The organism is Paenibacillus sp. MZ04-78.2 (genome assembly GCF_024213375.1).
Taxonomy (GTDB): Bacteria; Bacillota; Bacilli; order Paenibacillales; family NBRC-103111; genus Paenibacillus_G.
In genome coordinates this window covers 36494-60874 of the sequence record NZ_JANAVJ010000024.1, presented here as the reverse complement: position 1 = coordinate 60874, position 24381 = coordinate 36494, and the positions used below count along the sequence as shown (strand labels likewise).

Genomic DNA, 24381 nt, shown 5'->3' with positions numbered 1-24381 from the left:
CCTGTCTCCTTATCCGCAGATAAGAGAGATAAGCGGCCTCCGTGCTATTTTGCCAATCCGTTCACTTCGAACTCGTAAATACGAGCGGCCGTATCGCCGCCTTGCGTCGCCTTATCGATCGTCAGCTTCACGTATCTCGCCTTCGTCAGCGCGATCGGATGCTTGCTCTGCGCGGCCGTATTGCCTTGAACCTGAACCGCGTCGCTCCAAGTGCTGCCGTCGTTGCTGACTTGGATGTGGAAGTCGCGGGTGTTGAACGCGGCTGCCTCACCGCCCGCTTCCGCATGCTTCACGACAAATTCGCTGATCGTGTAGCTTGCGCCCAGATCGACCGACAGCCAGTGCGGCCCGCTGCCGAGCGCGCACCACTTGCTGTTGCCCGTCACCTTGCCATCGAAGGCGTAGGCTGCCGCTTCGTTCGGTCCGCAGGCGCCGTCCGCCGTCGCCGGTTTGTTCAGGGCGAGATTTTTCACCCCGCCGGCGGCGTCCTTGGTCACCGTGATGAACGCTTCTTTGGTTTCGGTGCTGTCGCCTACCGAGTTTTTCGCCTTCAGCGTCACGCTGTATGTTCCTTCGGCGGCATAGGTGACGACCGGCTGCTTCTCGGTGCTAGTGGACGGCGTTCCGCCCGGGAACGACCATACCCGCTGCTCCGTCACCTCCGACGATTGGTCGATGAACGTCACCGGCTGTCCCGGCGCGACGAGCGTCTTATCCGCCGCGAACGCCGCTACCGGCTTCGGATACGCCGGCCAGGTCACCACGGTCTGCGCCGCTTTGCCGCGCCGTCCGTCCGCGTTGAGAGCGACAACTTCCAGCTTCGTCTGCGCTTCCGACCCGACCCGGCGCAGCATCGGCACGTAGTACACCCGGTTCGGGGTAACGCCGAGCAGCGCTTTGCTGCCGTCCGGCTTTACCCGGTACACCTCGAAATAGCGGACCGGACGTTCCGTCGCCGTCCATTCCAACCGGGCATCGCCGTAGATGCCGTCCTTGAACTCCACTTCCTTCACATTCAAGCCGCGTACCTCGGGTACCGGGTTCGGATCGTCTTTCGCGGTATAGACGGAGAGCTGCCCGACGTTGACCGAGAAGTCTGGAATCGTCTGCTTCGCGTCCGCATACAGAGAGATGGCGGCGATCCGCTTGCCGCGGTACGGATTCAGATTGAATGTTTGCGTATCCCAAGTTCCGGGATGCAGGCCGCCCGCATCAAGGAATACGAACTTGTCGGGCTGATCGGCGAACGACAGTCCTACCTTCAAGTCCGCGTGCTTCGTCTGCGTCTTGAAAGTAAACGACAGCTTCGTATTCTGCTCTACGAGCAGATCCGTCTTGTACAGCTTAAGATGCGTAGCGTTCTGCGGGCTAAGCGTTCCCGCCAGCTTCAAGGAGCTGCCGCCGTAATAAGCGGTCGTGAAGTCGAAGCTCGGCTTCAGCGCTTCCCCTTTGCTTTCTGCGATCCAGCGCCAAGTGGGCAGGACATCCTGCAAGCTCCGGTTGTTCCACGGCGTCGTCCGTACGACTTCCCCGTTCACGGCGAACAACTGCCCGTTGCCCGTATTGAAATTCGTCGTAAACGGCAGGTCGTTCACCGGCGACTGTTCTACGACATAGTGCGCGATGCCCTTCCAATCCGCTGTGCTGGACGTATTGGCCGGATTGCCGGTCGGGCCGACCCAGAATTTGTTTTCCTTCGCGTAAAATTGCTCTTGATTCTCCGACGAGTTGAATGCCCAGTCCGGGCGGTAAATGCCGAGTGACGTAACCGCTTTCTTGCCCTCGGGAAAGATCGAGTTCCAGTTAATTTTCGTATCGTAGCCCTTCGCTTCGACATCGATGCCCGTAAACAGCTCGTACGTGCTGCGGCCCAGGCTCTTGGCCTTGCTCGCGGAAGGCTCCAGCGAGCGCCACCAGAAATTCAGGAACATGCTGTCGGAGCGCCGTTCGCTGCCCTGCTGCAGGAACATTTGGTTGCGGTCCGTCAGCGCGTTCTGCCAATCGATCGATCCGCTGGATGTCATCGAGTCGTACCACATGATCTGCATCCCTGCCGGCTTCTTCGCTTGCAGGTAAGCAAGGAACTTCTGCATCGCCGCAACATCTTCCGGCGTAGCGCCTTCCGTCTCCTGGTTAATAAACCAGCCGTCGAAGCCGTAATAATTCGCCATTTCGAGCAGCTTATCCGCTACAGGGAACGAACCGTCCGGGTTTTGCCGGATCGTCTGCTTCACCCATTCGAACTTACCCCCGTATACGCTCGGCGGGAAAAAGACGGTGCCCACCACGGGAACGCCGTTCTTATGGGCCGCATCCGTCACGTCCGCACTCGGCGGCACAATGATGCCTTCGCCCGACGATCCGCCCCAATAGACGAGCTTGTCGACGTACGCCCAGTAGCCGAACGTATTCGCGTCGAACTTCTCCGACCCTTGCGACGGTACGCCGCTGGTTTGCCGGTTCATCGCCGAAAGCGCTGCCACTTTAGGCTCGACCGTAGCGTGCTTGTTAACCTGATATCCTGTGAAGCGGTCCTGCAAAGCAATCGTGCTGCGGTTGAACTCCGCATCCTTGTCTCCTTGCGGCGTCCAACGGAGCAGATCCTCCGGGAACCAGTAGGACGAGTGCGGCTGCGCCGCTTGAGCGCCCGCGGCAAACACCAGGCATGAGAACATGAACAGTAAAAGACCGGTCCATCGTTTTTTCATCGTGTTCCTCCCGTTTGGTATAAATTTCGGATTGTCCGGCATTTCGATTCCGGGCATCCCCCTCCGCCCTTCAGAGGATTCGGAAACGCTTCAGGATTCATTTTCCAGAACTCGCCCCCTCCATCCCATTGTATGGAAAAACATAGCGCTTTCAAAAGTGGAATTATTAAAGATCCAGTGGACGAAATGAAGAAACTTGATCGTTGAAGCGCTTTCAGATAAAAAACTGTAAAAGTCCGGTGACTGTCGTTCAAATTTGTAGCCAGACGACGGCTCGCGCTCGCTTGATGCGGCATTATACGGGACCTGCTGCCATGACAGCAGGTCTCTTTGTCATAAGCTTGATTTTCCCTGCATATAGTTGTCGTGCGCCTGCTTAACCCAATCGAACAAATAGGCGCTGCCTCCGTGATCCGGGTGAAGCTTTTTCATTAATGTCCGGTAGCGCTGTTTCAGCTCCTTGGGCGAGGCCTCGTCCGCAGCGCCGATCACCGTCGAAAAGGGCACCGGTCCCCTGCTTGGCCCCGCCGTTCTCGCAGAATCCCTCGCAGAGTCCGATGAGCTATCCCCGTAATGCCGGTTATACGACTTTTTCTCGTCCGATGCTTGCCGGTACAGCTCCTGAAAATCGGCTTCCAGCCTGTCGAGATACGGCTCCAGTTCCTCCTCCGCCCCAGGCCACTCCCCTTCCCAGAATTCGTGCTCAAACTGCTCGTAGAGCGCATCGAACCGGTCCATCAGATCGTTCAGCATGATCATTGAAGCTCTGATCTTCTCCGTGAGACGGAAAATACGGATCACCTGATGCACCGCCCACTCGGGCATGTTCCCGGCAAAGGCATGCAGCGCCCTGCTCATGTATTTGTCGGGCAAGCGGGCATCCTCCCAAAACTCCAGCAAGGCTTGCTGCCGCTCATGGCTGAGCTTCTTTCCGATCTGTACGGCCATCGGAAGGTTGACGGCGCCTTTGCTTAGCCGGGTCTTCCAGCTTTCCGTCAAATTCGTCAGCGCCGCCACAACCGGAATCAACCGCTCATCCGTCACCGTAATCTTCTCAGGGTCGGGGGAGCCCATTATCGTATCGTCCATTCGCTGCACTCCTTTTCCGCTTCCAAGTCTAGGCCTGAACCGAGTTGATTCTATACTGGCACTTCCGCCCGCCTTCGGCCATGCATTCTGTGCGGACAACGGGGACGGCAAGCAAAGCTTGAAACAGCGACAGTTCGCACTGGCATGCCTGCCGGTAGCGGACAGCCACCTGATAGATCGGGCAGTTCGCTTCCTCGAAGACGAACGTTCCGTCCCCTCTCTTTTCTACCTTAACCATGTACCCTTCCTGCTCCTGCAGCCGTGCCAGCCGCTCCACCCGTTTTTCCAAATCCAGGCCTTGAAACGAATCCTCATGCTTCTGCAGCCATTTCTCTTTCCGCCGATCGAACAAGCGGCTGACCTGGTTCACCCCGAATTTATCCTTCACTTCGTCGATCAAATCGGTAACTAGCGCATCGTAGCCGTTCGCAAACAAAGCGCCCGCCTTTTCCGTAAGACTGTATAAATAAGTCGGTCTCCCCGCGCTTTGGCGTTGAATATTCGTCTGCACATATTGATCCTTTTGCAGCTCGTGAATATGGCGCCGAACGGCGACCCCCGATATGCCTAGCTGCTCCGCCGCTTCCTGAACGCTGATTTTGCCCCGCTTTTTTAACAAGTTCAGAAGCGCTCTCCGGGTCGAGCGATCCTCTTGATGCGAGCTTCGAATGTTCACGGTTCGTTTACACCTGCCTATCTTTTCATCATTTTGATCTCCGGACGGTTCCATTATTCCCCATTATATACCGAACGAAATAGTTTTGTACATGGAAAACTTTTTTGCTTTAAGGAAACTTTTATTTTTATCGGGCGCTTGAAAAACCGCTTCAGGTGTTGGTAAAATATGTAGAATCTATCATTCTATCAGCATAAGGGGATTGGATCATGAACCGAAGAAGATTGCAAATGGGGATGTGGAATGCATTCAGCGAAGAAAAAATGGAACGTTTCGGTTCCGATGCAATTAGCGGCATTGAAATTTGCCAGTATCGCGATAACGAAAGCTTATTGTATACCACGAAAGTCTGTAAAGAGAAGGGTCTTTCCTTTGGCATCCATACGCCGGTTTTCGGCGGGCAGCCTTACAGGCTCCCGCGGATTACATCCACAGACCGGGAGGAGCGAGAAGAAGCGTTGCGCTGCGTAGAACGGGAAGTCCGTACAGCAGCGGAATATGGCGCCGATTATATTTTGTTTCATTATCCTTTCGTGCCGATATTCCCATTGGAAACGAAACACGATTATTCGAATATGCCGAAGCCGGGCGAACGCTATGAAGCCGATCAGATCGATGCGGCGCTGTTTACAGACATCTCCCTTCAATTGTTTGATGCGCTTTGCGAGCTTCAAAACCGTTATGGGCAGCGTATCGTATTAGAGCACGATTTTTGGGGTGAGCATGAGAAACTGCTTACGATGATGTTCCGGGAGCACCCGGAGATTGGGCTGGTCGTAGATACGTCCCGGTTGGATATTTCCGCGAGAGCGTTTCATACTATCGAACCGATGCGCTGGCTTGAAGATATAGCGCCTTATGTTTATTTGGTCCATTACAGCAACGTCCGGTACGAGGAAGACCGGTTCATTCATCATCTTCCCGTTCTGCCGGAGCATGACGAGGACGACCGATTTGGGGACGCCTACACTTATCTCGCCTACCTGGCGCAGCGACCGCGATCTTCTGCTTGAGCTTTATGCCCGGACGGAACGGCTGTTCAAAAGCTCTCTGGAAGAGTCCGCCCTGGCCTAGACGGATAAATACACAAACGGGTTTTATTCCCCCTTGACCTTCACGTTACGGAAAGGTGTACGCTATCGGTGTAACGACATCCGATGAAGGAGAGGTACTTATGCCGAAACATGATCAAATTTATGCCCAGCAAGCCGGGCGCTACCACCGCTTAGTCAGCAAGCAAGCCGAACTGACGCATATTGTGCAATCCATCAAGCCGTTCGCAGGACTCGACATCGTCGATATGGGCGCCGGAAGCGGCAGGCTTTCGTCCGTCTTGATCGGACAAGCACGGTCGCTAACGGCAACCGATACATCCGCCGCGATGCTGGGCGTCCTGAAGGAACGCATTGCCGAAGCGGACCGTCCCCGCCTGCGTACAGTCGTCGCGGATCACCGCGAGCTGCCGTTGCCGGACGCCAGCGCGGACTTGATCGTATCCGGTTGGAGTCTGTGCTACTTGGCGAGCAGCAACAATCCGACCTGGTCGTCCAACCTGGAACGCATCTTGCAGGAAATAAACCGGGTGCTTCGTCCCGGCGGAACCGTCATCATCTTCGAAACGATGGGCACAGGCTTCGAAACGCCGAATCCACCCGATTTTCTCTTGAGCTATTATGCGGCTTTGGAGCGGCAGTATGGCTTTACCCACCAATGGATTCGCTCGGATTATACATTCGAGAGCCTGAGTGAAGCGGAAGAGCTAACCCGCTTTTTCTTCGGCGATGAACTGGCCTCCCAAGTCGCCGCAAGAGGCTGGACGACCGTTCCCGAATGTGCCGGCATCTGGTTCAAGCATTACTAAATATTCCCGGCAAGGCAAAGAGGCTGTTCTCCCCGAGCGGTATCCCCCTCGGACAGACAGCCTCTGTTTAGTTTAGAACGGCCTACAGCCCCAAAATCGCATCAAACATCGACTTCGTCTCCCCGCCCGGGTACAGCAGGTAGAGCAAAATGTACACGGCCACACCGGTCGGCGCGGTCAGCAGCCACATCACTGCTGTCCAGCGGCCGATTTTGCGGTGCTTCGCAAACCTCTTATTGAACGCGTGCAGCAGCGTTACGATGCCGAAAACACCTGCGAGCGTTGCGAGCGTAATATGGAAAAACAAAAACAAATGATACGCCAGCTTCAAGTTTTCCGGTCCGCCGAAGGCCGTATTGCCGACAAAGATCGTCCGGCTGGCATAAATCAGAAAGAACGCCAACGCAAATCCAGAGCCCCAGAGCATCAGCTTTTGGTGCGTTTCCCGGTTCCCCTTCACAATATGGTACCAGCCAAACGCAACAAAGACGGCGCTTATTACAATAAAAGACGTACTGATCGTTGGTAAAATCGCTATTTTCACGTGTATCCCACCCGTTCACTTCGCAATAAACATTTCACCTTGCCCATTAGGCCCGATTGGCGCTCCCTGCCGGAAAATAAGGCTCGTCGGGGAGCTCGTCGTCCTGCTTGCGCTCCCTCCGATACCAGCGGAAGAAGGTAAAGCCCAGCGCAATACCGTACACAATCTCCTGTACGATCTTCATGATGACGCCGCCAAGCTGCTGATCGTCGAGCATCGGAAGCAGCAAGAACTGCTCCGGAACGGCCGAGTACATCGCATACATCGGATCTTTAGCGAAAATAATCAGCGCACAGGCCGGTGTCAGCAAAATCCCGTTTACGAAAATATACGCCATCCGTTTCATTTCAGACATGGTGTTGTATTCTGGCAGCGGACAAAACACCGGGAACCACATTTGGAAGGCGGCCAGCAGGAAAAAGATTTTATAAACGAACAACGCTGCGGCGTTGGCCATCAAAGCATCCATGATCATCGGAATGTGGTACATCGAGAAAATGAAGTTAAATAGAAACAGCGACAGCAGCGGATTGGTCAAAAAACGCATGACCCGTTTGGCTGTCTCTCCTTTTAACGCAGGGCGCAGCAGCCACCCCGGCAGGCCAAGCAGCAAACACGGCGGCATGATCAGATACAGAATCGACTGCTGGAACATATGAACGCTGAAAAAGTAGTGATGGCCGTAATAGGAAAGCGGGCTGCCTTCCGCCGCGTACCATAAAGCCAGTCCGAGCCAGAACCACAGCTTTTGTTTCAATGCTACCGGCTCGCTATTCGCAAAGTCTTTACGCCAGCGGCCTACCGCAAGCGTATATAATACACCGACAACAATCAACAGCAGCAAAAAACCGGGGCTCCATAATGCAGCAAACGTAGGGCCGGTTTCGTGCCCTCCATGGGACATCGTAGGGTCCAAGACGATTATGCTCCTTTCCCAACCCGGTTTTTGCGCCGGGAATTGTGTCGAAACGGTGAGAATGTCTACCGTTACGCAAAAGAGAGGGGCCTGCGCAACGCAGCCGCCTCTCCTTTATCTTACCACCAAACCCAATATACGGCCATGATGACCGCCGTTAATGCAATAATCGCGCCGAATGCCAATCCCATGATCGGGAAGAAATGCCCCCGGTCTTTCATGTGCATCCAATAGGCCAATTGGAATATAATCTGAACAATCGCCAATCCGACGATAAAGAACAAAATAAACGAACGGTCCAACCCGCCGTACAGCACGACGGCAAATGCCAGCATCGTGAGTACAATGGAGATAATGTACGCCAAGTAGTGATTTTTCGGACCTTCCAAACGATGACGATCACCGGCAGACGACGAATGGTGTTGATTGCTCATTTATGGACCCACCTTCCCCATCAGGTATACGACCGTAAAGATGAATACCCAAATGACGTCGATAAAGTGCCAGTATAAGCCGGCGACGTAATATTTGGGCGCCGTGACTACAGTCAAGCCTTTCTTGAAACCGTTGATAATCAAAAGCGAGATCCACAGAACACCGAAAGCAACGTGAGCGCCGTGAAAGCCTACCAATGTATAGAAGGAAGTAGCGAACGCGCTTTTCGTGAACGTATGACCTTCATTGACGTAGTGTACGAACTCGTAAATTTCAAGGCCCAGGAAGGCAAGACCGAGCAATACGGTAACGGCCATCCAAGCTTGAAGCTTTTGGAACTGGTTGCGGTGCAGCGCCATCGTGGCGAACACGCTGGTCAAAGAACTGGTAAGCAAGATAAACGTCGAGATAGCGACCAAGTCGAGCGAGAACAAATGCTGAGCCGTTGGGCCGTCCGGCACCTGATTGCGCAGTGCGATGTAGGAGGCGAAGAGCGAACCGAACAGTACGCACTCGCCGCCAAGGAACAGCCAGAAGCCTAGAACTTTATTTTTGCCTTCTAATGTTGCCGTTTCTGCGTGAGGTGGCAAAGCGCCGCCCACTTCATGATGTGCTGCACTCATGCCTTCGCCCCCTTATCGTTTAATTCCTCCGGTTCGATATGGAAACCGTGATCATCGTACACCGAACGGAAGAACATGCAGATTAACGTCATACCGATACCGAGGATACTGACAATATACGTGTGATACATAAATCCGTACCCTGCGATAAACAACCCGACAGACATCAGGAACGGCAGAATCGAAGGCGACGGCATGTGAATCGAGCCGATCGGTTCGGCCGGCGTCATCTCTTTGTTGCCTGCCATTTTTTCTTTCCAGAACGCATCATATCCGCGAACCAGAGGAGTTTGCTTGAAGTTGTACTCTGGCGGCGGTGAAGGAATCGTCCACTCCAGCGTACGAGCATCCCACGGATCAGCCGGGGCATCCATCGGTCTTCTCAAGGAGGCAAAGATGTTGATCAAGAAAATAATCGTACCGATCCCCATCAGGAACGCGCCGATGGTACTGATAAAGTTCCCTTGCTCAAGTCCGACGCCCGAGTGATACGTAAACACGCGGCGCGGCATCCCCATCAAGCCCAAGAAGTGCTGCGGGAAGAACGTCATATGGAACCCGATAAAGAAAGTCCAGAAATGAATTTTACCAAGCGTTTCGTTCAGCATGCGGCCGAACATTTTCGGCCACCAGTAGTACGAAGCCGCGAACAAGCCAAGTACGAGACCTCCTACGATAACGTAGTGGAAGTGAGCTACGACAAAGTACGTGTCATGGTATTGGAAGTCAGCTGCCGGTACGGCAAGCATAACCCCGGTAACTCCACCCATAACGAACGTCGGGATAAAAGCCGTTGCAAAAATGTTCGCTGTTGTGAAACGGATTTGTCCGCCCCACAGGGTGAACAGCCAGTTGAAGATTTTGACCCCGGTCGGAACCGCGATCGCCATCGTGGCGACCCCGAAGATCGCATCTCCGACGGGACCGATTCCTGTTGTAAACATATGGTGAGCCCAAACCATGAATCCCAAGAACCCGATCAGCGCTGTAGCGAATACCATCGAGCTGTAACCGAACAACCGCTTTCTGGAGAACGTCGCAACGACGTCAGAGACGATACCAAAAGCCGGCAGGATCAAGATGTAAACTTCGGGGTGCCCGAAAATCCAGAAAAGGTGTTCCCACAGTACCGGATTACCTCCCTTGGCTATATCAAAGAATGCGCCGCCAAAAATCCGGTCGAACATCATTTCGACAAGCCCTACGGTAATGGCCGGGAAAGCGAAAAGAATCAGCAAAGAAGTAATGAATGCAGTCCAGGTAAACATTGGCATTCTCATGTAAGTCATGCCTGGCGCACGCATGTTGATAATCGTAACGAGGAAGTTAATCCCCCCGATCAGCGTACCGAGACCTGCGATTTGCAGGCCGAGAACGTAGAAGTCTACGCCCTTGAACACGCCGCTAGGGTCAATGATGCTTGCAAGCGGCGGATAAGCCGTCCAACCCGCTGCCGGCGCGCCGCCGAGAAACCACGACGTGTTCAACAGCAAGCCGCCGAAGAAGAACAACCAGAAGCCCAGTGCGTTCACGAACGGGAACGCTACGTCGCGAGCTCCGATCTGAAGCGGTACGATCGCATTCATGAAAGCGAAGATGACCGGCATCGCCGCAAGGAAGATCATCGTCGTGCCATGCATGGTTGTCAATTGGTTAAACGTATCTCCGAAAAAGATTTTTTGATCGGGGTAAAGCAGCTGAACCCGGATCAAGATAGCCTCAAGGCCGCCCAGCAAGAAGAAGATGCCGCCCGCAATCAAATATAAAATTCCGATCTTTTTATGGTCCACCGTGGTAAGCCAATCCATCAGCCCGGTGTACCGTTTTGCCGTGTGTCCGTGAGCCACCGTATAAACCTCCTTTTTCCGCGATGCTCGTTACTTTAACTTCAACGAATTCAAGTATTTGATTACTTCATTGATTTCGTCGTCCTTCAATCCGACAGTAGGCATCTTATTGCCCGGTTTCACCGATTGAGGATCGGCGATCCACTCCTTCAAACTTTGTTCGTTGTGCGGCAAAATGCCAGCAACGAGCTCACGGGAAGCAAAGCCGTTCAAGTTCGGACCCGCGCCGAGTCCCTGTGCGTTAACCGCGTGACAGGACAAACAGTTACTTTTGAAGATCTCTTCGCCTTTCTTCGCGTCGGCCGGAATGGCCGCAGGCGTTTTCATTTTGGCGACCCACTGATCGAAATCGGCTTGTTCCATCGATTTCACTTTAAAGTCCATCAAGGAGTGAGAGGCGCCGCAAAGCTCCGCGCACTTTCCTTTGAAGACATCCACTTCGTCTGCTTGCAAGTAGTACACGTTGGTGCTTCCTGGGTTCGTGTCCATTTTACCGCCGAGCGACGGAACCCAGAAGGAGTGCTTCACATCGGAAGCGGTTAATTCGAAGGCGATCTTTTTGTTGGTTGGAATGACTAAGTCTTGAGCTGTTGCGATCCCCAACTCCGGATATTCGAATTGCCACCAGAAGGCGTGAGCCGTCACTTTAACGTGCAGCGCTTCTTTGTTGTCTCTGTGGTCTTCCAAAAGCTTAAAGGTATACTGTACGGTAGGAACGGCCAAAATGAGGAGCAAAATGATCGGAATAACCGTCCAAATAATCTCCAGCGTATGACTGCCTTCCACCTGCTTCGGAATGATGTCTTTATCGCCTTTTTTCTTTCTAAAGCGGACCAAGACATACAAATAAAGGACAAAAACGACCACGACAACCAGAAGCATGATCCCGAAGCTTAGCTTCATCAGGAACAGTTGATCTCTGGCCACCGGACCCCTTGGCTTTAAGGCGGAAATCGTCTGATCTCCACACCCCGTTAACAGCAACATCATCAACCCAAAAAGAGGGATGAATCGCCACAGATTTTGCCATCGAATCATCTTAATCAATCCCACCTTATAAAGCAAATATTTTTCGATCAAAATAGGTCATAAACTTGTCAATGAACCTAATCACCATATTAACTATAAATTCGGACCTGTTTTTTGTCAATGAATCTGAGGAAATTCACAAATTGTTCGGAAGTCTCGAATTTGCTGGGGTTAAGCGTTTTCGCCTCTACTTGGTTATTTCCATATAGCGGTGCTTTTATGCATCATTTGGACCTCGTTTTCCTGCGCATAAATCGTCCCCGATAATCAATCCTAAGAAGGAGATTTTTCAAAGGAGGGCAATCATGATGCGTTATTTCCGATGGATCGGATCGGCGGTCGCCTTGGGCCTCGTCATGACGATGACCGGCTGCTTTTCATGGTACGACTACAACAGCGCCAACAATTACGGCAGCAAGCGGGATATGCCGAGGCAGGACACGTCGCGCGCTTATCAAACTCAGCAGCAGTATGCCCCCGTTTCCCACAAAGTAACCAAACTGGAAATGAATCAGCATTTGTCCGATCAGGTGACTGCTATGGACGGAGTCAGCAGCGCGATCGTCATGATGGGCGATAGTACCGCCTATGTCGCCATCACGATGGATAGCACCGCCAGCGGGACGCGGGGAGGCGACGTCGCCGGGACGGAAACGAACAATTACGGATTGGTGAAAGGGCTGTACAGCACGTACGACGATCAAAGCGATTACGCCCCACCCGACCAGTTGATCAGCAGAGGCAGCGGCGGGGAGACGGAAATGCACCACGAGCATCTGTCGCATTTGTTCAAACAGAAGATTGCGGAAAAAATTCGCCTGAATCAGCCGACGGTACATGACGTCTATATTTCAGCCAACCGAATCGTCGTCAACGCGTTCAACCGGATGGCGCAGGACAGCTGGAGCGGAAGAAGTCTGGAGCCATACCGCGCCCATTTCGCGAAAATGATGGAACAGACGTTCGGAACAGACGTTACGGTTCCGAATCAAGCGGAAGGGAACGGCCGGGAGTATTGAGCTTAAGTCCCGCAGAAAGCATACTGCACCCGGTCTTTTCAGCCCCGTGCAGTTTCTTTTTGCCGCCGGTTCCTGTAGAATTGCATCTATAATTGAAGGTTCTCTTAGAAGAATAATTCGAATTATGAGGAGATACTATAATGAAGAAAAATAATTTTGCCCTGCTCGGGATCGGGAGCGACTTGGCCGAGGCCATGCAAAAACATGGATACGACGAGCCGACGCCGATCCAACGCGAGGCGATTCCGGTTGCTCTTGCCGGGCACGACATCATCGCTCAAGCGCAGACCGGTACGGGCAAAACGTTGGCTTTTGCGCTGCCGATTCTGGAAAGCGTCAACCCAGACAACCCTAACGTACAGGCGCTGATCGTTACCCCGACCCGTGAGCTTGCCATTCAAATTACGGAAGAAATCAAACGCTGGGCTCCGCTCAAAGGCTTGCGCGTACTGTCCGCTTACGGGGGGCAAGATGTCGAGCGACAGATCCGCAAGCTGGAAGGAAATATACATATCATTGTAGCGACGCCCGGACGGCTCCTCGATCATCTGCGCCGGGAAACGGTGCAGCTTCATAAGCTGTCCGTTCTCGTGCTGGACGAAGCGGATCAAATGCTGCACATGGGCTTTTTGCCGGAGGTCGTGGAAATTATTTCGGTGACTCCGAGCCGCAGGCAGACGCTGCTGTTCTCGGCTACGATGCCTCCGCGCATCCGTCAGCTGGCCAAAGAGTACATGCGTCAGCCGGTTGAGATCGAAGTGAAATCGAAACGCGTGACGCTGGACGAAATCGAGCAGGTCGTGATTCAGACTACCGATCGCGGAAAACTGGAAGCGCTCTGTAAATTGATCGACGAAGAAAATCCGTATTTGGCGATGGTCTTTTGCCGTACAAAGCTTAGAGCGAGCAAGCTGATGAACGAGCTGGCGGAACGCGGGTATTCGTGCGACGAGCTGCATGGAGACTTGACGCAGGCGAAGCGCGAGCAGGTCATGAAGCGATTTCGCGAGGCCAAAATTCAGCTGCTTGTAGCAACTGACCTCGCGGCGCGCGGGCTCGACGTCGAAGGCATCACGCACGTGTTCAACTACGACATTCCACACGATGCCGAAAGTTATATTCACCGCATTGGGCGAACGGGACGCGCAGGCCAGACGGGAAAAGCGATTACGTTCGCCGCGCAGCGGGATGCCATGTACCTGGAGCAGATTGAGCGGGGCATTAAGGCGACGATCGCGAAGCGGCCGGGGAAACCGGCGGCAGAGCGCGGCGACACGGACGCGAGCGCAGGCGTTGCTCGCGGGCGACGCAGTGGCGCGGACGCGGCGGCAGGCGCAACTCGCGGGCGGCGCAGTGGCGCGGACGCGGCGGCGGGCGCGGCTCGCGGGCGACGCGGCGGCGCGGATGCGAATGCAGGCGCTGCGCGCGGGCGACGCGGCGGCGCGGATGCGGCAGCTGGCGCGGCTCGCGGACGGCGCAGTGGCGCGGACGCGAATGCGAATGCGGGCGCGGCTCGCGGACGGCGTGGCGGCGCGGACGCAGGTGCGGGCGCAGCACGCGGGCGACGCGGCGGTGCGGACGCGAGCGTAGGCGCGGCTCGCGGGCGGCGGGACGGCGGAGGCGGCAGGCAACGGAAGCGATGAAACGCTTTCAAAAGCATCTTTACCTCCTCTGAGAAACCATGTAAAATAAAGGCTAGCACTCGGCAAGGAACTGCACTTCCCAAATGAAGGAGGGTTTCTATGTACGAACTGAAAGAAAAGGAACTCATTTTTGCATTCACGGGTCCGAATGGAGCCGGTCGCCGAACCGTCGCTCAGATGTCCGGCAGCACGCTCGGCATCAAACAGGTAATTTCGTACACGACCCGCCCTCCCCGCTCTTCGGAGGTAGACGGGCAAGATTACCATTTCGTCACTCGGAAGCAATTTGAGGAAGCCGAAGCAAACCGGGAGTTCATCGAAGTGATCGAATTGGACGGGAACCGGTACGGGGTCAAAGAATCCGACGTCGCCGACATGGTCCAAAAGCACGGGGCCGTCTACTTGATCTTGAACCGCCAAGGCGCGGAGACCCTGAAGTCCCTGTACAGCGATCGAGCTGTGCGAATCTTCATCTACGCTGATCGGGAAACGGTCAAGCGCCGTGAGGTGGAGCGCGGGGATTCGCCCGAGCTCATCGACCGCTATATGTCGCATTACGAGGAAGAAATGGCGTATAAAGACTCCTGTGAGCACACGTTTGAAAATTTGGATCTGGCTCATACCGTCTTTGATCTGACCAAAGCGTTGGACGACAACTACCTGCACCGTAATTTGCTTGATCTGGATTAAGAGTTACACCCAAGCTAATGCAGACAAGAGACCGGCCTGCTCTTTCGAGAGCGTCGGTCCTTTTTATTCAATCCGGAGGAGAGAAGCCGAACGATGAGCAGACCAGAAGCTACAGAATATGGAATGCACTATCAAGAGTATATTGCACAGGTTCCCGATGGGGATATTCAGGAACTGCTCCGCATCCAACTGAAAGAGACGACCGAGCTGCTCCACTCGCTAACCGAGGAACAAGCCCTCTTTCGCTATGCCGAAGGCAAATGGAGTTTAAAAGAAGTCCTTGGCCACGTCACGGATACCGAGCGGGTCTTAAGCTACCGCTTGCTGTGCATCGCGCGTGGCGATCAGACCCCGTTCCCTTCCATGGATGAGCATCTCTATGTCTCTGGCGCAAATTTCGACGACTTGCCGCTTACTTCTCTATTGGCAGAATTTGCAGCAGTCCGGCAGGCGACGCTGACCCTGCTTGCGGGCTTGCGTCCAGAAGCCTGGCTGCGCCAAGGAACGGCGGCCGACTGTAATACATTCGTGCGAGCCCTGGCCTATATTATCGCGGGGCACGAGCTTCACCACGTTCGAGTCATCCAAGAACGTTATCTCGCGGTACAGCCGTAAATCCAGATCCACACGAACCAAAATCCAAACAATCAGGCAGACAGGAGGTATGACCATGCCTATTCTCTCAATCGAACCAACGCCCAGCCCGAATACCATGAAAATCAATTTGGATACTTCCTTGCCAAAAGACGTTCGCGAAACGTTCAACCGCGAGCAGGCCAGTCAACTGGCAGATCCTCAGCTTCAACAGCTGCTCACCATTGAAGGCGTCAAAAGCTTGTACCGCGCGGCGGATTTTATCGCTTTGGACCGGATAGCTAAGGGAGATTGGCAGCACATTCTCGCCGAAGTCCGGGACATTCTGGGCGTCGCTACTTCCGGCGCAGCGCAAAACCATACAGAAGCAGGCGCTCAAAAGCCCGCTTCCCCGGACAACCCGGTGGAAACAACCGATGCGACATTCGGCGAAGTCAAGGTGCTCCTGCAGCATTTTCGCGGCATTCCGCTGCAGGTCCGGGTAACGAATGGCGCGGAAGAACGGCGAGCCGCCCTGCCCCAACGGTTTAGCGACGCCGCCATCCGCGGGGCGGCGGCCGCGCCGAACCTGATCAAAGAGCGTTCCTTGGACGATTGGGATACGCGCTACGGCGAGCTTCAGGACATCTTGGACGAAGTGGTTCAGGAGCTGGATGCCGCCTACAGCGACGAACAGCTCGAACGGCTGATTGCCCAAGCCGAGCTGGGCCCGGCTCAAGGCGATGTGAAGGAGCTGGCAGCTTCCGGCCGTACGACGCTGAGCTACGAAGAAACTGAGCGAAAGCTGCAGGACCCCGATTGGAAGCAGCGATATGCGGCACTGGAGCAGATCAAGCCCTCCGAAGAAACGCTGCCGCTGCTGCTCAAAGGTCTGGATGACGAACGTTCGACGGTCCGGCGCTTGGCCACCGTCTATTTGGGGGATTTGAAAGAACCGCATGTGCTTCCCTACCTGTACCGTGCTTTGCGCGACTCTTCCTCCTCCGTCCGCCGGACCGCAGGGGACACGCTGTCGGATATCGGGGACCCCGCAGCACAGGATGCGATGATCGGAGCTTTGCAGGATTCCAACAAGCTGGTGCGCTGGCGGGCAGCCCGCTTCCTTTATGAAGTAGGCGACGAAGGAACGATCCAAGCCCTACAAGCGGCTCAGGATGACCCGGAGTTTGAAGTGCGGATGCAGGTACGCATGGCGCTGGAGCGCATCGAGGGCGGCCAGGCGGCCGTCGGATCGGTCTGGCAGCAGATGGCCCGACGCAATGAAAATACATGAACGACAAAAGGCCAAGCCAACGGATAACCGCCAGAGGCTTGGCCTTTTTGCCATCTACTTCATCGCATCCATTACATGGCTAAATCTGTGGACTCTTAGCTAGTTAACGCACGCAAGCCATTTCTGTTTTGCAGACTGTCTTGTGCTCTGCGAGGCTATTGCCGCAGCGTCTCCCCGAGAAGCAGTACCCGCAGCCGCTCCGGGTCAAGCTGCCGTCGCGTCCATTCCGCGAGCAGACGGTCGAGCGCCTCGCGCGGCGTGTCGTCCGCTAGCCGGAACGCGCCGTAATGCATCGGCACGAACAGCTCGGCCCCGCAGTCGAGGAACGCCTTAACCGCCTGTTCGGGGCTCACGTGCTGCTGGGACATAAACCATTCCGGCTCGTAGGCGCCGATCGGCATCAGCGCCCACTTGATCGGAAAGCGATCACCGATCAGCTTAAAGCCCGGGAAATAGCCGCTGTCCCCGGCAAAATAGATCGCGAGCCGCTCCCCGCCGTGGTTCGTCGGCCGAACGATCCAGCCGCCCCAATGCGACGTATTCATATCGAACAGCGTGCGGCGTGTCCAATGCTGCGCCGGAACAAAATGCAGCTCCAACGAGCCGAGCCGAAGCTCTTCCCACCAGTTAGCCTCGGTTATGTGCGCGAACCCGCAGGAGCGAAGCTTGGCCCCCAGCCCATCCGGGACAAAAAGCTGCATTCGGGCATTGGCCCGGGCAAGCTGCCGCAGCGTCGGCAGGTGCATATGGTCATAATGACTGTGCGACAGCAGTACCGCGTCGATCGGCGGGAGCTCCTCCAATCGCAAACCGGGCGGCGCAAGGCGCTTCTCCAGCCCCATCCGGATCGCCCATACCGGGTCGGTAATCAGATTTTGGCCCTCCATCTGCAGCAAAAACGTCGAGTGCCCGATCCAAGTAGCGGTCGGTTGCGTCCGGTTGCTGCGCAAGTAATCGAGCTGCCGCGCTTCGGCCTGCGGCACGCGGTAGGACAAGTCTTTGATTTTCGCTTTGCGCTCCTTGCGCCATTGGCGCAGATGGGCTAGCTTTTTGCGGTTTTGGCTGCCGTCCAAATTTTCGTACCGCCGACGAATGATCACGTGCCGTCCTCCCCCTTTTCTCCAGCCTTAGCTGCTCTTTTATCCAAACTATACCTTACTCGCCCCCTTCATCTCAATTTCACCTGCATATTCTCTTGATCTCAATCATGGTATAATGAATTCCACTCAGTGTGGTAGGAGGCAGCGGACGGATGGAACGGAAACGGATTCTTATTTTCTCGGGGGGCCGGCTAGGGGGTTGGGCTTTTCGGGAAATCCGCACAGGCGATGTGCTGGTCGGGGCGGACCGCGGGGCGCTCTTTCTGGTGCGGCACGGATACCGGCCGGATATGGCGCTCGGGGATTTCGACTCCGTCAGCTCGATGGAGCTTGAGGAAATAAGCCGGGTCAGCCGAAAGTTCCTTGCCTGCGATCCGGTGTGGAAAGACTTGACTGACACGGAGATGGCTTTCACTTGGGCGCTCGAACAAAACGCCGAGGAAATCGTGCTGCTGGGCGTGCTTGGTACCCGATGGGACCATTCACTCGCGAACGTCCATCTGCTGCGCAAAGCTTTGGCCGCAGGCATCCGCTGCCGCATCGTCGACGCCTGCAATGAGCTGATGCTGATGGACGGCAGCGCGCTGCAAACGGTCAGCCGGAGCCGATTCACCCATGTGTCGCTGCTCCCGCTCAGCATCGAGGTCACGGGAATTACGCTCGAAGGGTTCCAGTATCCGCTGAATGAGGCGACGCTGACGATCGGGCAATCGCTCGGCATCAGCAACGTGCTGCTTGGCGAAGCCGGACACATCCGCATCCGAGACGGTCTGCTGTTCGTGATTCAGAGCCGGGATGAGGAGGAAGCGGTGCCGGAGTAAGCAGCCGGAAATTCCTCGAAACTGCGGACACGTCTCGCCAAGAGCTGGCCGATTACATTCACTTTCCCGCGAACGAGTTGCTGCTTTAAGCTTGCGGGGTGAGGTGGCCGAACATACAAAAGGAGCCGCCTATTGGCGGCCCTTCTGCATTAGTTTGCTTAAATTAAATAAAACAGATGCTGCAAGCGACGATAACAAGCAGAATGAAAAGAACCAAAATAACACCTGTAGAAGTAAACCCTCTAACGCTGCTCATTAGTCAACACTCCTTAAATAATATTGAGTATCGGCCTGATCCCTCCCGAATACCCATGATTTAGTGTATTCGATGGCTAAAAGATTGTTTGGACTGATGGCGGGTAGTAAATGACCTGCAATTATGTACCCCACATATCTTGGTGTCTATCCCTTGGTTGAACTGATATCTTAATGCCAATATCAAAGTATAACGTAATCGTTTTTCAGCATAAAATAAAAAAGAGCCTTCGCCGCTGTAACGGCAAAGACTCCAGGACAAAAAGCTGTGGCAAACCCCACGGCGCGCAAAGATTGAATCTAAGCGAAACCCACCGTTAGGCGGCAAACCTTACGCGGTGGGTTTTCGCTTGTTTAGCAAAGCGAGGAAATCCAATAGTAATTTTGCAGCATTTGCATCCTGTAGAAATACTAAGAACAAAGAAGAAAAATGACGAATTCGAGAGAAAAATTAGGTTTATCGACAAATAACTAATTATTCTGAATATTTACAACACTTTAATAATAGGCTATCCTAACAGTAAGCAAGATAAATGATTTACCTGATTAAGCCTACGGATATCACCCTGATTCACACCGAAGTTTCTCTCGTTTATATCTTTCAATCCGGATTTGGTTTAAAGCATTTGGCAGTACCGGATTGAAATTGATATAAAAATAAACAAGGGAAAGGGGATAGTCCATTGAAGTAAGGAAGCGAAGCATGCCCCGCCGCGCTTACCTGAAATCCGTACTGTACGCGCACCGAATGAAGGCTATACCGAGGGCATGCCGGAATCCGATAAGACCTGTTACTCGTTCGCGTACCCTAACGACAGCTTGATTGGAGTGTGTTTTTCGAAAATTGAATAAGCAACCTATACCAACATAGGGATTCTGGTTATCACGGATAAGCAGGGTCCCTATTTTCGTTGCGTCATACTTCCGGGCCATCCGGGCATACTAACGGGCGAAGCGACGTTTAAGGAGGGTTATGGCAAGTATGGCAAACGATAAAAGCATGCCTCCGGTATCCGGCGAAGAAGTCGAAACGGATGGCATTTACGAGAACGAGTGGGGCCGGGAGGAAACGCTCAAGCGCGGCGACGAATTTCCGTACGACGAAGCGATGGGACAGACCGAGTGGGAGCTTGTCAGCCTTCCGCTCGAAAGTCAAGAGGAAGAGATGTATAAGGACACGAAAAATAACACAAAACCGCGGCTGCATATCGACCGAGGCGATAAATAAGCCGTGCGTTACCCGTGTGAAAAGAAAAGCGCTCCCCCGCCGAAACGGAGAAGCGCTTTTTCGTATGGTTTTTATGCGGCCGGGGAATGGGGTTGGGTCGTTCAAAGGCAGCGCTATCTGCGGCCAGTCTCTTATTTCCGGCCGTAATCCGCCTTGATCTCGCCCCATGCCTTCGTGTTCCACTTGATGATTTTGTTCTTGTAGGAGTTGTTGCGCAGCCAAGCTTCCGCGCGGTCCACGAGCGCCCAGATTTCCTGAGTCGAGGCGTCCCGTACCAAGGTGGATGCGACCGTTTTATTGCGCACCCAGCTGATCGCCGTTACCGAATCGCTGTAAATCGTCATGTCGCTGCCTTTTTGCTTCAAATAAGCGAGCCCGTGAACGATCGCGAGAAATTCGCCCATATTGTTCGTGCCTTTGGAGATCGGCTTCTGCTGAAATACGATTTCGCCGGTGCGCGTGTACACGCCTTTGTACTCGACGATGCCGGGGTTGCCGCTGCAGCCTACATCGACGGACAAGCTCTCGGGATCGAACTGGCCCGCGGCCTCCGCGCCTGCGGCTTTGGAGGTCCGTCCACCGCTCTTGCCCGTACCGCCGGCTCCTGCGCGCACCGCGGCTCCGAACGCCTTCTTCCAGCCGGCGGCGAACATCGCTTTGGCCTCCGCCTCGCTCTCGTACGCCTTGAACTTGGCCTGCGGGAATCCGTTCGTCTGGGCTTGGCATTCGGCCCATGTTTTATAGATACCGGGCTGACGCCCTTCCCATACGACGTAATACTTTGATTTTGCCACAGTGTTCCTCCTTGGTTCGGCGCGACGTCCCCATAGATGATATCCCCGCGCCGTCCGAAATCGCCGCTACCCCTGACGCTGCTTGAAAAACTCGATGAAAAATGCCCCGTACTTGAAAAATTTCGCTTCCCCGACGCCCTTGATCTTGAGCATAGCCGCCGGGTTCGTCGGCTGCACGCCGCACATCTCGCGCAGTGTGCTGTCCGGGAATACGATATACGGCGGGATGCCTTCACGCTTCGCAATCTCTGTACGCAGTTTCCGCAGCTCGTCGAACAGCTCCGCTTCGACATCCTGAACGACCGGGGCGGACGGCTTCAGCCGGATACGCTGCACGACTCGTTCCTTGCCACTGAGCACATCGGACGCCTTCGACGACAGCCGAAGCACCGGGTATTTGCCTTCCGTGAGCTGCAAGTAGCCTTCGGCGACAAGGAGCTGGATCAGGTCGATGATGTCTTTTTCCGTCCGGTTCCTCATTAACCCGTGAGTGCTGAGACTGTCGAAGCCGAAATCCAACACCTTTTTGTTGCGCGAGCCCTTGAGCACCGAAGCGACCAGCGTCATGCCGAACCGTTCCCGCATACGCTTTACGCAGGAGAAAATCTGCTGCGCTTCGAGCGTAATATCCGTCAGCTCCATATCCGGGCTGACGCAGTTGCTGCACTGTCCGCAGTCTTCTTCCGCTTCCCCGCCGAAGTAACGGACGATGTACCGCTGCAAGCACTGCGGGGTGTGGCAGTAGTCGGCCATCTGCTGCAGCCGCCGGTATTCCTGCGCCTGCCGGTCCGGGTCCGAGACGGACTGCTCAATCAGAAACTTCTGGATATGAATGTCCTGCGGGCTGAACAGCAGCATGCAGTCGCTCGGCTCGCCGTCACGGCCCGCACGTCCGGCTTCCTGGTAATAGGCTTCCATATTTTTTGGCATATTAAAATGAGCGACATACCGCACGTTCGACTTGTCGATGCCCATCCCGAACGCGTTGCTCGCCACCATGACGCGCACCTCGTCGTACAAAAACCGCTCCTGCGCATCCGCGCGTTCCTTATCCGTCAGACCGGCATGGTATTTGCCCGCAGCCACGCCCTGACGCAGCAAATATTCGCACAACTGGTCGACTTCCTTGCGCGTCGCCGCATAGACGATGCCCGCTTCCCCGGCATGCTCGCGGATGTACCCCATTAGCACATCGCGCTTGTTCTCGCCCTTGATGACCGAAAACGACAGGTTCTCCCGAGCGAAGCCGGTCACGAACACCTGCGGCTCACTCAGCTTCAAGTGCTTCACGATATCCTCGCGCACCTGGTCCGTCGCCGTCGCCGTATAAGCGGCCAGCAGCGGCCGGTCCGGCAGATGCGAGACCAGTTCGTTGATCCGCATGTAGCTCGGGCGGAAGTCGTGTCCCCACTGGGACACGCAGTGCGCCTCGTCCACGGCTACCATCGGCACGACAAGTCCGGCGAGCAGCTCAAGAAAACGCTCCGATTCGAGCCGCTCCGGCGCGACATAGAGCAGCTTGTACTCGCCCCGCTCAGCCTTGCGGATACGCATCTCCACCTGCGCGTATGATAGCGAGCTGTTAATATAAGCCGCAGGCACGCCGATGCTGTCGAGCCCGTCCACTTGGTCCTTCATCAGCGAAATCAGCGGCGAAACGACGATCGTCGTTCCGCTCATCATCAGCGCCGGAACCTGATAGCAGATCGATTTGCCTCCGCCTGTCGGCATAATGCCAAGTGTATCCCGCCCGCTCAGCAGGCTTTCGATCACCCGCTTTTGCCCTTCGCGAAAATCCGGGTATCCGTAATATTTACGCAGCAGCTCCTGCGCTTCCGTCATCGTCCCTATCGGTTGCCCCGGCTGTCGCTTAACCGCCTGCGGCCGGCGGACCGGCGCTTCGAACAAATCCGTTTGGACGGACCGCCGGTTGCGGAATTCCTCGTTTCCTGCCGCCGGCCTCCCGGCTTGGCGGTCATTTTCTCTGGCGCCCCGGCCCGCCTCCCGCGGGTCGCGGTAATCGTAATCGGTCGGCGGCTCGTGCCAGCCATCGTCTGGCGATGGGCCCGGGTCCGCAGGTCCGGGGTCCATCGGATCGTACCAATCATCCTGTCGTTTCATACTTCCCTAATTGCTCCTCCCGCTTGTTTCGCCCGCCGCGATACGATCGGCTCCCCGTTCCAGAGCAGCTCCGTCTCCGCACGGCGCGCTTTGACCTCCGGCTCCTCGAGCAGAAGAAAAAAGTTTTTGGTTGGCAGCTCTCCGAGCCCATGCTTCGCTGACAGCTTGTCCAGGTAAGGACGCATATCCTCCAAATTGCGGGACATATTGTTCCCGCTGCCCGCAAACGCATAAAGCGCGCTCGCCGCCGGTACGCGTTTGACCCGAAACTGCTCCGCCACCCGCAAGTAAAAATCCCAGTCCCAGTAATGATGCATCTCCGTATCGAACGGACCGAGCCGCTCATGCAGCTCCGGACGATACAGACAGCCCGACGAGAAAAACGTCGAGAACCTCCGCATCGCCTCGAATTCGTGCTCATAGGCGAACACAAACCGTTTCGTCGCCCGGCGCACTCCGTTGTCCACAATATAATCGAAAATTTCCACATCCGGATAGACCAGATCGCTGTCTTCGATTTCGCGCAGCATCCGCTCCACATGCGACGGCAGCAGCAAATCGTCATCGTCGCACAGCATGATATAATCTCCCCGAACCAGCTCCAGTCCGCGGTTGCGCGCATGTACATGCTTGAGATTGTTTTCCATATCGACCACGGTCAGATCCAGCTCCGGATACAGCTCCTTAAGCTCGTCGATCGGTTCCCCGTTATCGTTAACCACAATAATCTGCAAATGACGGTACGTCTGCCGCCACAACGATTCGATCAGCTCGGCCAAAAAATCAAGCCGGTTATAGGTTGGAATAATGACAGATATCAGCGGCTGCCGATTCATCCCCTTCCCCTCGCTCTCATTTCTTCTACTGAACACTATACCGAAAAATCGGCGAAAGGGAAACTAGCCAAAAATGAAGAACCCGATGCTGCGGGTGTGAGTCAAGGAGCTATCGGCGCGATCCGATTAGACGCAGAAGATTGGGTCGCATGAAAGAAACGGGCCCTCTGGGAAAGCGTGGAAAAATATTTTTCCGCCTGCAGCCCTATGATACAATGGAGGAAAGCCATGGAACAATCGGTAGAAAAGCTCTTCCACGAGACTGCCGAGACGGCTAAG

At 54.9% G+C, this 24381-nt stretch carries 23 protein-coding genes; 9 read left to right on the top strand and 14 right to left on the bottom strand.

Features of this window, described 5'->3' with window-relative positions; all coding sequences use genetic code 11:
* Positions 1-44: 44 nt before the first annotated feature.
* The 3 genes from NLX71_RS16980 to NLX71_RS16970 all read right to left on the bottom strand — a co-directional run bounded on the left by NLX71_RS16980 (position 45) and on the right by NLX71_RS16970 (position 4473).
* On the bottom strand, positions 45-2708 hold the full coding sequence (locus tag NLX71_RS16980) for an endo-beta-N-acetylglucosaminidase (RefSeq protein ID WP_254364997.1): 2664 nt from the start codon (positions 2706-2708) through the stop codon (positions 45-47).
* Positions 2709-3041: 333 nt separating this feature from the next.
* Complete coding sequence (locus NLX71_RS16975; RefSeq protein WP_254364996.1) at positions 3042-3797, bottom strand: J domain-containing protein; 756 nt, start codon at positions 3795-3797, stop codon at positions 3042-3044.
* Positions 3798-3825: 28 nt separating this feature from the next.
* Positions 3826-4473, bottom strand: coding sequence for a helix-turn-helix transcriptional regulator (locus NLX71_RS16970; RefSeq protein WP_254364995.1), 648 nt, complete (start codon positions 4471-4473; stop codon positions 3826-3828).
* Positions 4474-4682: 209 nt separating this feature from the next.
* Here NLX71_RS16970 and NLX71_RS16965 point away from each other — a divergent pair, with 209 nt between their 5' ends.
* Together NLX71_RS16965 and NLX71_RS16960 are read left to right on the top strand one after the other, a co-directional pair.
* Positions 4683-5486 (top strand): sugar phosphate isomerase/epimerase family protein, encoded by an 804-nt coding sequence (locus tag NLX71_RS16965; protein WP_254364994.1) that lies wholly within the window; start codon positions 4683-4685, stop codon positions 5484-5486.
* A gap of 161 nt (positions 5487-5647) precedes the next feature.
* Positions 5648-6334 carry a class I SAM-dependent methyltransferase gene (locus tag NLX71_RS16960; protein ID WP_254364993.1) on the top strand — a complete coding sequence of 229 codons (687 nt, stop codon included), beginning with the start codon at positions 5648-5650 and terminating at the stop codon, positions 6332-6334.
* Between the two features lie 82 nt (positions 6335-6416).
* On the opposite strand, the gene NLX71_RS16955 is transcribed toward NLX71_RS16960, so the two are convergent.
* The 6 genes from NLX71_RS16955 to coxB all read right to left on the bottom strand — a co-directional run bounded on the left by NLX71_RS16955 (position 6417) and on the right by coxB (position 11737).
* Positions 6417-6878 (bottom strand): DUF420 domain-containing protein, encoded by a 462-nt coding sequence (locus tag NLX71_RS16955; RefSeq protein WP_254364992.1) that lies wholly within the window; start codon positions 6876-6878, stop codon positions 6417-6419.
* Positions 6879-6924: 46 nt separating this feature from the next.
* Positions 6925-7794, bottom strand: coding sequence for a cytochrome c oxidase assembly protein (locus NLX71_RS16950; protein WP_254364991.1), 870 nt, complete (start codon positions 7792-7794; stop codon positions 6925-6927).
* Between the two features lie 119 nt (positions 7795-7913).
* On the bottom strand, positions 7914-8228 hold the full coding sequence (locus tag NLX71_RS16945; protein WP_254364990.1) for a cytochrome C oxidase subunit IV family protein: 315 nt from the start codon (positions 8226-8228) through the stop codon (positions 7914-7916).
* Positions 8229-8852: a cytochrome (ubi)quinol oxidase subunit III gene (locus tag NLX71_RS16940; RefSeq protein ID WP_254364989.1), complete on the bottom strand. Its 624-nt coding sequence runs from the start codon at positions 8850-8852 to the stop codon at positions 8229-8231. It lies immediately after the preceding gene.
* Entirely contained in the window at positions 8849-10660 is a 1812-nt protein-coding gene (gene ctaD, locus NLX71_RS16935) for a cytochrome c oxidase subunit I (protein ID WP_254365005.1), read from the bottom strand. Before ctaD ends, NLX71_RS16940 begins: the two co-directional genes overlap by 4 nt.
* Before the next feature lie 69 nt (positions 10661-10729).
* Positions 10730-11737, bottom strand: coding sequence for a cytochrome c oxidase subunit II (coxB, locus tag NLX71_RS16930; RefSeq protein WP_254364988.1), 1008 nt, complete (start codon positions 11735-11737; stop codon positions 10730-10732).
* A 296-nt stretch (positions 11738-12033) separates the two neighbouring features.
* On the opposite strand from coxB, the gene NLX71_RS16925 reads away from it, so the two are divergent.
* The 5 genes from NLX71_RS16925 (at position 12034) to NLX71_RS16905 (ending at position 16947) form a co-directional block, all read left to right on the top strand.
* Positions 12034-12747: a YhcN/YlaJ family sporulation lipoprotein gene (locus NLX71_RS16925; protein ID WP_254364987.1), complete on the top strand. Its 714-nt coding sequence runs from the start codon at positions 12034-12036 to the stop codon at positions 12745-12747.
* Positions 12748-12887: 140 nt separating this feature from the next.
* Positions 12888-14390, top strand: coding sequence for a DEAD/DEAH box helicase (locus tag NLX71_RS16920; RefSeq protein ID WP_254364986.1), 1503 nt, complete (start codon positions 12888-12890; stop codon positions 14388-14390).
* A gap of 99 nt (positions 14391-14489) precedes the next feature.
* Positions 14490-15080 carry a guanylate kinase gene (locus NLX71_RS16915; RefSeq protein ID WP_254364985.1) on the top strand — a complete coding sequence of 197 codons (591 nt, stop codon included), beginning with the start codon at positions 14490-14492 and terminating at the stop codon, positions 15078-15080.
* A 93-nt stretch (positions 15081-15173) separates the two neighbouring features.
* A complete protein-coding gene (locus tag NLX71_RS16910) occupies positions 15174-15695 on the top strand; it encodes a DinB family protein (protein WP_254364984.1) in 522 nt (173 codons plus the stop codon).
* 55 nt (positions 15696-15750) lie between these two features.
* Positions 15751-16947: a virulence factor gene (locus NLX71_RS16905; RefSeq protein ID WP_254364983.1), complete on the top strand. Its 1197-nt coding sequence runs from the start codon at positions 15751-15753 to the stop codon at positions 16945-16947.
* Between the two features lie 155 nt (positions 16948-17102).
* Here NLX71_RS16905 and NLX71_RS16900 read toward each other — a convergent pair whose 3' ends face one another.
* Positions 17103-18047, bottom strand: coding sequence for an MBL fold metallo-hydrolase (locus tag NLX71_RS16900; protein WP_254364982.1), 945 nt, complete (start codon positions 18045-18047; stop codon positions 17103-17105).
* Positions 18048-18199: 152 nt separating this feature from the next.
* Here NLX71_RS16900 and NLX71_RS16895 point away from each other — a divergent pair, with 152 nt between their 5' ends.
* A complete protein-coding gene (locus NLX71_RS16895; RefSeq protein WP_254364981.1) occupies positions 18200-18868 on the top strand; it encodes a thiamine diphosphokinase in 669 nt (222 codons plus the stop codon).
* Positions 18869-19031: 163 nt separating this feature from the next.
* Here NLX71_RS16895 and NLX71_RS16890 read toward each other — a convergent pair whose 3' ends face one another.
* Complete coding sequence (locus NLX71_RS16890; protein ID WP_143006957.1) at positions 19032-19124, bottom strand: dihydroorotate dehydrogenase; 93 nt, start codon at positions 19122-19124, stop codon at positions 19032-19034.
* A gap of 981 nt (positions 19125-20105) precedes the next feature.
* On the opposite strand from NLX71_RS16890, the gene NLX71_RS16885 reads away from it, so the two are divergent.
* Entirely contained in the window at positions 20106-20351 is a 246-nt protein-coding gene (locus NLX71_RS16885; RefSeq protein WP_254364980.1) for a hypothetical protein, read from the top strand.
* A 131-nt stretch (positions 20352-20482) separates the two neighbouring features.
* On the opposite strand, the gene rnhA is transcribed toward NLX71_RS16885, so the two are convergent.
* The 3 genes from rnhA to NLX71_RS16870 all read right to left on the bottom strand — a co-directional run bounded on the left by rnhA (position 20483) and on the right by NLX71_RS16870 (position 24102).
* On the bottom strand, positions 20483-21145 hold the full coding sequence (rnhA, locus tag NLX71_RS16880) for a ribonuclease H (RefSeq protein WP_254364979.1): 663 nt from the start codon (positions 21143-21145) through the stop codon (positions 20483-20485).
* A gap of 66 nt (positions 21146-21211) precedes the next feature.
* Positions 21212-22987, bottom strand: a complete 1776-nt coding sequence (gene recQ / locus NLX71_RS16875) for a DNA helicase RecQ (protein ID WP_254365004.1) — start codon at positions 22985-22987, stop codon at positions 21212-21214.
* Positions 22988-23262: 275 nt separating this feature from the next.
* Positions 23263-24102, bottom strand: coding sequence for a glycosyltransferase family 2 protein (locus NLX71_RS16870; RefSeq protein WP_254364978.1), 840 nt, complete (start codon positions 24100-24102; stop codon positions 23263-23265).
* Positions 24103-24381 lie beyond the last annotated feature (279 nt).

Coding starts and splice junctions, on each gene's coding strand:
- NLX71_RS16980 (WP_254364997.1), bottom strand. CDS start 2,708: ATGAAAAAACGATGGACCGGTCTTTTACTGTTCATGTTCTCATGCCTG.
- NLX71_RS16975 (WP_254364996.1), bottom strand. CDS start 3,797: ATGGACGATACGATAATGGGCTCCCCCGACCCTGAGAAGATTACGGTG.
- NLX71_RS16965 (WP_254364994.1), top strand. CDS start 4,683: ATGAACCGAAGAAGATTGCAAATGGGGATGTGGAATGCATTCAGCGAA.
- NLX71_RS16960 (WP_254364993.1), top strand. CDS start 5,648: ATGCCGAAACATGATCAAATTTATGCCCAGCAAGCCGGGCGCTACCAC.
- NLX71_RS16945 (WP_254364990.1), bottom strand. CDS start 8,228: ATGAGCAATCAACACCATTCGTCGTCTGCCGGTGATCGTCATCGTTTG.
- NLX71_RS16940 (WP_254364989.1), bottom strand. CDS start 8,852: ATGAGTGCAGCACATCATGAAGTGGGCGGCGCTTTGCCACCTCACGCA.
- ctaD (WP_254365005.1), bottom strand. CDS start 10,660: ATGGATTGGCTTACCACGGTGGACCATAAAAAGATCGGAATTTTATAT.
- coxB (WP_254364988.1), bottom strand. CDS start 11,737: ATGATTCGATGGCAAAATCTGTGGCGATTCATCCCTCTTTTTGGGTTG.
- NLX71_RS16925 (WP_254364987.1), top strand. CDS start 12,034: ATGATGCGTTATTTCCGATGGATCGGATCGGCGGTCGCCTTGGGCCTC.
- NLX71_RS16920 (WP_254364986.1), top strand. CDS start 12,888: ATGAAGAAAAATAATTTTGCCCTGCTCGGGATCGGGAGCGACTTGGCC.
- NLX71_RS16915 (WP_254364985.1), top strand. CDS start 14,490: ATGTACGAACTGAAAGAAAAGGAACTCATTTTTGCATTCACGGGTCCG.
- NLX71_RS16910 (WP_254364984.1), top strand. CDS start 15,174: ATGAGCAGACCAGAAGCTACAGAATATGGAATGCACTATCAAGAGTAT.
- NLX71_RS16905 (WP_254364983.1), top strand. CDS start 15,751: ATGCCTATTCTCTCAATCGAACCAACGCCCAGCCCGAATACCATGAAA.
- NLX71_RS16895 (WP_254364981.1), top strand. CDS start 18,200: ATGGAACGGAAACGGATTCTTATTTTCTCGGGGGGCCGGCTAGGGGGT.
- NLX71_RS16890 (WP_143006957.1), bottom strand. CDS start 19,124: ATGAGCAGCGTTAGAGGGTTTACTTCTACAGGTGTTATTTTGGTTCTT.
- NLX71_RS16885 (WP_254364980.1), top strand. CDS start 20,106: ATGGCAAACGATAAAAGCATGCCTCCGGTATCCGGCGAAGAAGTCGAA.
- recQ (WP_254365004.1), bottom strand. CDS start 22,987: ATGACGGAAGCGCAGGAGCTGCTGCGTAAATATTACGGATACCCGGAT.
- NLX71_RS16870 (WP_254364978.1), bottom strand. CDS start 24,102: ATGAATCGGCAGCCGCTGATATCTGTCATTATTCCAACCTATAACCGG.